Below are 10,478 nucleotides of genomic sequence, written 5' to 3' on the forward strand. Positions count from 1 at the left end.
CACTTTTAAGAAGCTAGGTAGCTTCACAATACGAGGAAATCCTTGTGCAATTAAATGATCCGAGTTTGCTACGTCAACAGTCTTTTATTAATGGTCAATGGTGTGATGCCGTTTCTGGTGACACGCTAAAGGTGGTTAATCCCGCAACCAATGCCGTGATTGGCTACGTTCCTAATATGGGACAAGTTGAAACTGAAATGGCGATTAAGGCGGCAGAAGCGGCTTTACCTGCATGGCGAGCGCTCACAGCCAAAGAGCGTGGCGCTAAGTTAAGGCGTTGGTTTGAATTACTCAATGAAAATAGTGATGACTTAGCATTGCTCATGACGACTGAGCAGGGTAAACCGCTGGCAGAAGCGAAAGGTGAAGTAACCTATGCCGCTTCGTTTATCGAGTGGTTTGCCGAAGAAGCGAAGCGTATTTATGGCGATACCATTCCTGGGCATCAAGGGGATAAGCGCTTGATGGTAATTAAGCAGCCTGTCGGTGTAACTGCCGCGATTACGCCGTGGAACTTTCCTGCTGCGATGATCACCCGCAAAGCCGCTCCAGCGTTAGCTGCGGGTTGCACTATGGTGGTAAAACCGGCGCACCAAACACCCTTTACCGCATTAGCGATGGCTGAACTTGCTAAGCGTGCCGGTATTCCTGCGGGCGTATTTAGTGTGTTAACGGGTGATGCGGTGCAGATTGGTAATGAAATGTGCAGCAACCCGATAGTGCGTAAGCTGTCTTTCACTGGCTCAACCAATATCGGTATTAAATTAATGGCGCAATGTGCGCCTACCTTAAAAAAACTGTCACTAGAGCTTGGCGGCAATGCACCATTTATCGTATTTAACGATGCCAATATCGATGCCGCTGTCGAAGGCGCCATGATAGCTAAATATCGTAATGCCGGCCAAACCTGCGTCTGCGCTAACCGCATTTATGTGCAAGACGGTGTATACGACGAGTTTGCCTTAAAACTTAGCACTGCTGTTGGCAAGCTTAAGGTCGGAGAGGGCATCAACGAGGGCATCACTACGGGTCCGTTGATCAATGCTGCCGCGGTCGAGAAAGTACAGAGTCATCTTATCGACGCTATCGCTAAAGGCGCCTCTGTGATCGCGGGCGGCAAAGTTCATGATCTTGGCGGTAATTTCTTCGAGCCAACCGTACTCACTAACGTTGATAAAAGCATGCTTGTTGCCCGCGAAGAAACCTTTGGTCCACTCGCGCCGCTGTTTAAATTCAGCGATGTCGACGATGTGATCAAACAAGCTAATGATACTGAATTTGGCCTCGCCGCCTATTTCTATGGCCGCGATATTTCATTGGTGTGGAAAGTCGCCGAAGCCTTGGAATATGGCATGGTTGGGGTCAACACTGGCTTGATTTCGACGGAAGTCGCGCCCTTTGGTGGGATGAAATCTTCAGGGCTTGGCCGTGAAGGCTCTAAGTTCGGTATCGAAGAATATCTAGAAATTAAATATATCTGTATGTCCGTTTAATACGGCCCGATTTGGCGAGTGAGGAAGACTAAATGACAACAACCAATGATTCATTGATGGCACGTCGCCAAGCCGCAGTTGCGGGTGGTGTCGGGCAAATTCACCCTATTTTTACCGCCCGCGCCGAAAATGCGACTGTGTGGGATGTTGAAGGTCGCGAGTTTATCGATTTTGCGGGTGGCATTGCTGTGCTCAATACGGGTCACCTTCATCCTAAGGTTAAGGCGGCGGTTGCAGCTCAGCTGGATAATTTTTCCCATACCTGTTTTATGGTGCTCGGCTACGAGAGCTATATCCAAGTATGTGAAAAGCTCAATCAACTGGTTCCTGGGGATTTTGCCAAGAAGACGGCACTATTCACTAGTGGCTCAGAAGCGGTTGAAAACGCAGTTAAAGTGGCGCGTGCCTATACCAAACGTGCTGGCGTGATTGCGTTTACGTCTGGCTACCATGGTCGTACTATTGCGGCCTTGGCATTGACCGGAAAAGTCGCGCCTTACAGTAAAGGTATGGGGCTGATGTCGGCGAATGTGTTCCGCGCTGAGTTCCCGTGCGAAATACATGGCGTGTCCGATGACGATGCTATGGCCTCGATTGAACGTATCTTTAAAAATGATGCCGAGCCGAGTGATATCGCCGCCATTATTTTAGAGCCAGTGCAGGGCGAGGGCGGTTTCTACGCTGCATCGCCCGCTTTTATGCATCGCCTGCGGGCACTGTGCGACCGTGAAGGCATTATGCTGATCGCCGATGAAGTGCAAACGGGGGCGGGTCGTACTGGCACTTTCTTCGCTATGGAGCAAATGGGTGTTGCTGCAGATATCACGACCTTTGCTAAATCCATAGCGGGTGGTTTTCCACTTTCAGGCATTACTGGCCGCGCCCAAGTCATGGATGCAGTGGGTCCCGGTGGTCTTGGCGGTACTTATGGTGGTAATCCGTTAGCGTGCGCCGCTGCGCTTGCTGTCATTGAAGTGTTTGAAGAAGAAAAGTTGCTAGAAAGGGCCAATGCCATTGGTGAGCGAATTAAGTCTGCCCTGAATGTAATGCAGGTCGAACATGCGCAAATCGCCGATGTGCGTGGTTTAGGCGCTATGATCGCCATCGAATTGATGGAAGAGGGTAAACCTGCGCCGCACTATTGCGCGCAAGTGTTGAGCGATGCCCGTGACCGAGGATTGATTTTATTATCCTGCGGTACCTACGGTAATGTGCTGCGTATTTTGGTGCCATTAACGGCGCCGGATGCACAAATTGATGCAGGCCTTGGTATTCTTAACGCCAGTTTCAATTCCGTACTGAAAAGCTAATATCGCTTTGATATAAAAAGGTTTTAGATAACAGTTTTGCATAATAAAAATCCCGCTTTGGCGGGATTTTTATTGGGGCGATTGTTTTGGAAATGGCTGTTTTTACTGCCAGTGACTTTCTGCACTCATCAGTTAAATGAATCGCTACTTTTTAATCTCCATTAGGATCTGTAATGCCTTTTTGCGTTTATCAAGATCATACAAGTCGTTGGTAAAGATAAACTCATTCACGCCGAGTTCTTTTACTATCATTTCCAAACGATGCTTAATCGTCGCCGGGCCACCAGTAACGGATAAACCTAAGAAATTATCGACATAGGTTTCTTCTTGCGCACTCCACAAGCCATCCATAGTATCAACTGGTGGCTTTAGCCATAACTCGTGACCACGGATAAGTGCCAGCACGCGCTGTTTTGAGGTGGTGCCCAGAAATTGCGCCTCTTCATCTGTATCGGCGGCAACTAACGGCAAGCCGAGCATCACATAGGGTTTATCAAGCACTTGAGAAGGTTTAAAGTCGCGGCGATAGATTTCAATCGCATCGTAGAGAAAACGTGGTGCAAAGTGGCCCGCAAACACATAGGGCAAGCCGCGCTGCGCCGCTAACTGTGCGCTAAAAAGACTCGAGCCCAATAACCAAATTGGTACATTAGTACCTTCTCCGGGAATCGCTCGCACCGCATGACGACCATTGTAAGGGCCAAGTAGAGTTTGTAATTCACTGACTTCTTCAGGGAATTGTTCGGCGCGACTGGTATCACGGTTCAGTGCTCGGCTGGTAATTTGATCGCTGCCGGGCGCGCGGCCTAGTCCTAAATCGATTCGACCAGGATATAAGCTTTCAAGGGTACCGAACTGTTCGGCGACCACTAAAGGCGCATGGTTTGGCAGCATAATCCCACCCGCGCCGACGCGAATACGCTGAGTATTGCCAGCAATATAGCCAATTAATACCGAGGTCGCTGCGCTAGCGATACCGGGCATATTATGGTGTTCGGCAAACCAAAAACGATTAAAGCCGAGCCTGTCGCCTTCCTTTGCATACTGCAAACTGTTGTGCAGTGTTTCACCCACAGTTGAGCCTTGGCGCATAGGCGCGAGTTCCAATAGCGAGAAGGGAATATCGGCCAATATTGATGTCGGTTGTGACATAGTGTCTCCAAGTGACTGCCGTTTTTGCTAGCGACAACAAGAGGCGCTAACTGTGTTAGTCGCATAGTGAAGAACAAGCGTTAATGGCTCAGTCTTGATGAATAAAAGATATTCAGTGTTATTGATATGGGGCTAAGTTCCATGCTTCTCAAGCTTGAACGGCTAACTCTTTTCCCTTCGTTATTTCATTAGTCATGTCAATTTGAGTTTGCACTTGAGCAGCGCTATTAAACCGAGTGCGTCCGAGTCCATACTTGCTTTGTAACAAATCGAGGGACTGAAGTCATCCGCGTGTGAGGGCCGATAATATGGAACTGAAGTTCTTATTCTCAGCAACTCAGCGCTAAGCCAGTCACAGTAGAATTGCATGACTTTCGCTAAAGCTCATTTGGTTATGAGTAGCAATATAAGGGTATAAACGATGTTGAATGAAGTGATAAAAAAACTGCCGATAGCAGGGCTATCGGCAGTTAATGTTATGCAATAGAAAAATCGCTATTGTCAGTCGAGCATTACTGCTCGGCTTTCACATCCCGTAGCGATGCCGCAGCACTTTCATTAATATCATGATCAGCAGCATTGTTATGTGAATGGTGAGTCTCAGTCAGGCGACGCATCAGAGGTAATACCGCAAGTGCGATAAAGGTACAGACCACAGCGGCTATACCCAATTTATTAAACAGACTTGTGTATACGGGTAAGGTTTGCAGTGGGTCGACTAAATCTTTGGGGACACTGGCGAAGTTAGCAACCACACCGCCCAGATACTGTGAAATACCTGATGCGACGAAATAGGCACCCATCATAAAGCCGCCCATACGTGCAGGTACGTAGCGAGCAATCATGGCAAGTCCAAGACCACTCACCAGCAATTCCCCTAAAGAGTAAGAGGCATAGCCCCAGATCATGATCCATGAAGAGGTTTTACCATTGACTGCAAATTGGCCCGCAAAGCCATAGATAAAGAAGCCAATTGCCACAACGGCAAAACCGAGGGCAAACTTCGCCGCGATAGAAAAGTCTTTATCATTGCGTCCAGCCCACGAATAGCTCCATGCGAGTACTGGACTTAATACCATAATCCATAATGGATTTAATGCTTGGAACTGGGCAGGTGACCAAGTCCACAAGTGGGTACCAAAAACTTGAAAATCCCAATCCACGTTACGCAGGGCAAACAGCGCGAGTGACGTTGACATTTGTTGATAGAAAATAAAGAAGAACACGGTTTGCACGGTAAGGATCAGCGCTGCAATCAGTCCTGCTCTTTCACTGGTTTCGCTGGTGCGGATCAAGTGGAAGAAGATTGCCAATACGGCTACGCCTGCTGCATAAACGAAGACGCGCGCGACAGCTTCATATTCAAGAATAATGGCTGAAGCGACAACCGACAATGCGGATAGACCCAATACAATCGCGAGGTTTTTCTTGTTCACTGGGCGAGTATCTGGCTCAGAACCGTAATGGACTAGACTCTTACGCATGAGTGCATAGTTACCTAACCCCACCAATATACCGACACAGCACACAGCAAAGGCCGCGTGCCAGCCAAATTCGTTGCCATACTGGGCGTTAACGTAATCTTTAATCCAAGGCGTGAGCAACATAGAGAAGGTCGAACCTACGTTTACCGCCATATAATAGATGGTAAAAGCACTGTCGATTTTAGAATCGTCACCTTCGTAAATCTTACGAACTAAGTTACCCGCATTCGGCTTGAATAGGCCGTTACCGACCACAATCACGCCGAGCGCTGAAAACATAAACCACGTATTTTCAGTAGGTACGGCCATTAGCGCATAACCCAGAGAGAGGATCCCCGCACCGAGCAGCATAGTGCGTTTGGTGCCGAGAATTTTATCCCCAACCCAGCCACCAATCGCTGGTGATACATAAATAAGTGCCGCACAGGCACTCCATACTAAGTTTGCACGTGAGTCATCAAAGCCAAGGCGCTGCACCATAAAGTACACAATCAGCGCTTGCATGCCGTAATAACCAAAGCGTTCCCATAATTCGATAAGAGACACTGTCATAAATGAATGTGTTTTACTTACCGGAGCAGTCCCAATAGTCATATCGCTTGCTTCCAACATTGTTGTTTTAATATTTGAGCTCAAAAGTATAAGGCGATAACCAATTCAAACCAATGGCAGACATAGGCAAAAACAGACTTTGTTACAAATGACCTTATCAATTTTAAGGTGGATTTAAGCGGAGACAGTTTTATCCAAGTTTTTCTGCTGCGGATAAATCAAGGAACATTCGCAGTACTATCGGATAAGCAGATAATGGCATGTGCGGGTATGCGCTATGGTGTATTTAAATACATTGAGGTTGATTGCTGTTTGTCCAGCAGGCATAGTGCGCTTGGAAATTCTAATGTAGATCACTTTAAAACGAAAAGTTCTACTTAGCAGCGTCTCTACAGTTGCAGATATGCATCAGGTTGTTAATGCACCGCTTTGCGTTAAATATATTTAAACGGAGTATATGAATGTTACGAATTGGTATCGATCTTGGTGGCACAAAAATCGAGGTAGTCGCATTAGATAGCGATGGTAACGAAGTCTTTCGTAAACGCATCCCGACACCGAGAGAATATGTTGCGACAGTCAATGCTTTGGTTGCATTGGTAACTGAAGTCGAAGACAGCCTGCAGCAAACCGCCACTATCGGAATAGGTATTCCTGGGGTTGTTTCTCCTTTTACTGGCCTAGTAAAAAACGCTAATTCAACTTGGATCAATGGTCATCCACTCGATGTGGATCTGGGGACTCGATTAAATCGTAAAGTAAAAATTGCTAATGATGCGAATTGTTTTGCCGTATCAGAAGCGGTAGATGGCGCTGCCGCAGGAAAGTCTGTTGTATTTGGTGCCATTATTGGAACGGGATGTGGTGCTGGTATCGCAATTAAAGGCCAAGTACATGACGGTGGCAATGGTATTGGTGGTGAGTGGGGCCATAATCCTTTACCGTGGATGAAAGCCGATGAATTTAATACCACGACGTGTTTTTGTGGTAATAGAGACTGTATCGAAACGTTTATATCTGGAACAGGCTTTGTTCGCGACTTTCGCGCTGCGGGCGGTGTTGCTGACAGCGGTATTGAAATTGCCCAAATGATGCAAGCGGGAGATCCGCTGGCAACTCAAGCATTTAACCGCTTTATTGATCGTTTAGCCCGTTCATTGGCCCATGTGATCAATATGATGGATCCTGATGTTATCGTCCTTGGCGGCGGCGTGTCTAACATCGATGCTATTTATACCGAATTACCGAAAATTTTGCCGCTCTATGTGGTTGGCCGAGAGTGCCACACACCTGTTGTTAAAAATTATTATGGTGCTTCATCGGGGGTGCGTGGCGCCGCTTGGTTGTGGGGACGCTAATCCTAGACTCAATCAAGAATAGTGTTTGATATTAAAGGCTGAATTCATTTATTTGAATTTGGCCTTTTTTTGATTTAGTCATTCAAAAGTTTTACATTCCATTGACAACTCTTTATCTTAAGTACTGGTAATTCTTACCCTAAGTGCTATTTTTAATGCTGTATAGAAAGTATAAAAATAAAGTAGATCAAAATAATTACGCTATTGTCGTTCTCTTGGGAGTTTACTAGATGAAGCATTTGTCCATCAGTACTAAGTTGTTGTGGATTACATCAGCATTATTTTTATCGATAGTGGCTATTTTATCTATCAGTTTATGGTGGACACTGTCGGCTCAAAACGCGCAATTATCGGATCAAGTTCAAAATACCCTACAAACTGAAACGCGGGATAAACTCGAAGCCCGCGCCGGTGAATATGGCGAAATGGTCGCTGGATTTATTAACGAAGCCTATCGTATTCCTTACTCTTTTGCCGGTATGGTGGAGAGTACGGCAGAAGAACTTCCCTTAAAGCGTGATCGTTTAGAGCTCACTGTGGCGGCTGTGCTTAAGAAGAATGCGCAAGTTTCCTCCATGTATGCCCAGTTTGAACCTAATGGTTATGATGGGCTCGATACTGAGTTTCTGAATATTAATTCCAGCCACAGTGTAATGACATCAGGTGCCCTAGAGGTTTACTATACCCGTGATGACAATGGCACTGTTGCACATCAACAGGTTGAAGATTCGTCAGAAAAATACCTTACTAGCCTAAATGAATTTGGGATCCGTGATGCAGAATGGTATTTATGCGGTAAAGAAACCTTAAAGCCCTGTCTAATGGAGCCGTATTTATACGAAATCACTCCCGGTAACAAAGCATTAATGACCTCGCTAACTGTTCCTGTGCTTAAGCGTAAACAGTTTATCGGTGTGGTCGGTGTTGATTTAAACTTACCCGTCTTTCAAACCCTTATCGATAAGTTATCTAAGAGCCTCTACGATGGGCAAGCGAAAGTAACTTTATTGAGTACCCGCGGTTTAGTGGTTGCAGCAAGTCATTACAGTAAAAAGGCTCGTCCTTTAGCTGAGTCAATAAATCCAGCTATTGCTTCACAAATTATCTCGTTACACAAGAACTCGGGTTACATGGTTAACGATGATGAAATTATTGTTGCCTACCCAATTAAGATCCCTTTAGCGAATGCCGAGTGGTCCTTAGTGATCCAAGTGCCGACTGCGCAGGCGTACAAGAGTTCGATTGTGTTGAATAATGATATGGATGAAATGGCAACTTCCTTGGGAAGTTTGTTGCTCATGGTCGGTGTTGTCGTGTCGATTGCTGCTGTGATTACGATTAGCCTAGTGATCCGTAGCATTATTTCACCCTTAAAGATGATCCAAGGCCGTGTAGAACACCTGGCAAGCGCTGATGGTGATTTAACGCAATCGATAGAAGTGGACTCCCATGCAGAGTTGATTGCGTTAGCAAAAGGTTTCAACTCCTTTATTTATAAACTGAAAAACCTGATTGCCGAGCTTAAAACCCTTGCGAGTCGTTCTCAGGAAGAAAGCCAAGCTTCAGCGAAAATTGCCCAGCTCACACGTGATAGTGTCAATCGTCAATATGGTGAAATTGAGAGTGTGGTAACGGCCGTAAACCAAATGAGTGCCACCGCACTTGAGGTTGCTAAGGCGTCTGAGCAAACCGCTGCAGAAACAGAAGCTATGTCACGCAACATTCGTCACAGTGAAGAAAGTCTGACTAAGGCGATGGGCTTTGTGGCGACTATGTCTAAAGAGTCAATGGAAGCTAAGCTGGCCGTGAGTAAAGTCGCAGACAGCAGTATGAATATTAGTCGTATTCTTGAGGTGATCAGCTCCATTGCTGCACAAACAAACCTGCTGGCATTAAATGCGGCGATTGAGGCGGCGAGGGCGGGTGAACAAGGACGGGGTTTTGCTGTGGTGGCTGACGAAGTCCGTGCGCTGGCATCTAAGACTCAAAGCTCGACGAATGATATTAGTACTCTTATCGATGCACTGCAAAAAGAAGTTCAAAGTGCTTCTGGCATCATAGATAAAGGCGCTGAACGGGCACAAATGGCCGTATCTCAAACTGAGCAAGCGCTGAACTCATTGAACTCTATGGTGAGTCAAATTGAAGAAATTTCGGGCCAAGTGACCCATATCGCGGCAGCGGCAGAAGAGCAGAGCGCGGTGACTGAAGAGGTTAATCGCAATATTACAGGCATTTCTGATTCGGCCTCTGAACTTGCGCGTCTTGCGGGTGAAGCGCAACAGAGCAGTGTGGTACTGGCAAATTTAGTGAAGCAGCAACATGAGCAGTTAGGCAAGTTAAAAACCTAGCTCTTAGATATTTGTGGAGTTAGCTCATTGATTTTAAATAGGCTTTTTGATTGTGTTGCTGCTTAACACTTATCAAAGAGCCTATTTTTATGGAAGTTTAAATAGCATCTAATAGGCTAAAAATTTAAAACAGTTCAGCGAGGGGAATGTGTAAATACACGGATATTGTGTGATAACTAGCGGCGATCAGTTTTTAGATACAAAAAAGCCCATTGAATTAATGGGCTTTTTTGTTGAATCGGGTGGTGGCCCCTCACGGACTTGAACCGTGGACCTAACGATTATGAGTCGTGTGCTCTAACCAACTGAGCTAAGGGGCCGACTTAAGGTAATCGTCATTACCTGAAGCGGGAGGAAGTATACTAAGCTTACTTACGCTTGTCACCCGTGTTTTGGCTGGAAATTCACGCAACTGATTCAATTGGTTATCTGTTAATCAACTTAAATGCCCTCGTCGCCTAAATTTAAGGCTTCGATGCTGTGCTTGTGCATAAATTGAGGTGATAAAGACAATAAAAAGCCCTGCATGGGCCTGTCTCTTGATCACATCTTTTGCTCAAGAGACAAGGCTAGCTGGTAACCTTCAAGGATGGTTTGCAGTTTAAACCATCCTTGCCATAACCTTTCCCAGCCTACAATTCCGCTTCGTTTGCTGTCATTCCAGCCCGCGAGTTTTCCTAATCTTAGATAAGCCCAATGCACACTGGGGACTTGTTCGGGCGGTTGGCTTTTTTCCGTCTTTAGCCATAACAACTTCCAGGCCAATGGGCTTAACAGG

The 10,478-nt window shown here is 46.2% G+C and carries 6 protein-coding genes, 1 tRNA gene and 1 pseudogene; 4 read left to right on the plus strand and 4 right to left on the minus strand.

Annotated elements, in window-relative coordinates; translation table 11 throughout:
- The first annotated feature begins 44 nt into the window (after positions 1-44).
- Complete coding sequence (gene gabD, locus L5L98_RS18480; RefSeq protein ID WP_263142777.1) at positions 45-1,493, plus strand: NADP-dependent succinate-semialdehyde dehydrogenase; 1,449 nt, start codon at positions 45-47, stop codon at positions 1,491-1,493.
- Between the two features lie 32 nt (positions 1,494-1,525).
- On the plus strand, positions 1,526-2,803 hold the full coding sequence (gabT, locus tag L5L98_RS18485) for a 4-aminobutyrate--2-oxoglutarate transaminase (RefSeq protein ID WP_263142778.1): 1,278 nt from the start codon (positions 1,526-1,528) through the stop codon (positions 2,801-2,803).
- A gap of 144 nt (positions 2,804-2,947) precedes the next feature.
- Here the strand turns inward: gabT and L5L98_RS18490 are convergent, their stop codons facing one another.
- On the minus strand, positions 2,948-3,955 hold the full coding sequence (locus L5L98_RS18490) for an LLM class flavin-dependent oxidoreductase (RefSeq protein WP_263142779.1): 1,008 nt from the start codon (positions 3,953-3,955) through the stop codon (positions 2,948-2,950).
- Between the two features lie 512 nt (positions 3,956-4,467).
- Positions 4,468-6,033: a peptide MFS transporter gene (locus tag L5L98_RS18495; RefSeq protein WP_028760874.1), complete on the minus strand. Its 1,566-nt coding sequence runs from the start codon at positions 6,031-6,033 to the stop codon at positions 4,468-4,470.
- A 419-nt stretch (positions 6,034-6,452) separates the two neighbouring features.
- Between L5L98_RS18495 and mak the strand changes: the two genes are divergently transcribed.
- Together mak and L5L98_RS18505 are read left to right on the plus strand one after the other, a co-directional pair.
- Positions 6,453-7,349 carry a fructokinase gene (gene mak, locus L5L98_RS18500; protein ID WP_028760873.1) on the plus strand — a complete coding sequence of 299 codons (897 nt, stop codon included), beginning with the start codon at positions 6,453-6,455 and terminating at the stop codon, positions 7,347-7,349.
- Positions 7,350-7,579: 230 nt separating this feature from the next.
- Complete coding sequence (locus L5L98_RS18505; RefSeq protein ID WP_263142782.1) at positions 7,580-9,700, plus strand: methyl-accepting chemotaxis protein; 2,121 nt, start codon at positions 7,580-7,582, stop codon at positions 9,698-9,700.
- A gap of 243 nt (positions 9,701-9,943) precedes the next feature.
- On the opposite strand, the gene L5L98_RS18510 is transcribed toward L5L98_RS18505, so the two are convergent.
- Both L5L98_RS18510 and L5L98_RS18515 read right to left on the minus strand, forming a co-directional pair.
- A tRNA-Ile gene (locus L5L98_RS18510) sits at positions 9,944-10,020 on the minus strand.
- Between the two features lie 223 nt (positions 10,021-10,243).
- Positions 10,244-10,478, minus strand: a pseudogene (locus L5L98_RS18515) (IS4 family transposase); the annotation flags it as partial.

This window comes from Shewanella sp. SM23 (assembly GCF_025654295.1).
In the GTDB taxonomy this organism is placed as follows: Bacteria; Pseudomonadota; Gammaproteobacteria; order Enterobacterales; family Shewanellaceae; genus Shewanella; species Shewanella oncorhynchi.

What these genes read in the sequence shown, in the direction of transcription:
- L5L98_RS18495 (WP_028760874.1), bottom strand. Translation starts at nt 6,033, where the DNA reads ATGACTATTGGGACTGCTCCGGTAAGTAAAACACATTCATTTATGACA.
- L5L98_RS18505 (WP_263142782.1), top strand. Translation starts at nt 7,580, where the DNA reads ATGAAGCATTTGTCCATCAGTACTAAGTTGTTGTGGATTACATCAGCA.
- L5L98_RS18490 (WP_263142779.1), bottom strand. Translation starts at nt 3,955, where the DNA reads ATGTCACAACCGACATCAATATTGGCCGATATTCCCTTCTCGCTATTG.
- gabT (WP_263142778.1), top strand. Translation starts at nt 1,526, where the DNA reads ATGACAACAACCAATGATTCATTGATGGCACGTCGCCAAGCCGCAGTT.
- mak (WP_028760873.1), top strand. Translation starts at nt 6,453, where the DNA reads ATGTTACGAATTGGTATCGATCTTGGTGGCACAAAAATCGAGGTAGTC.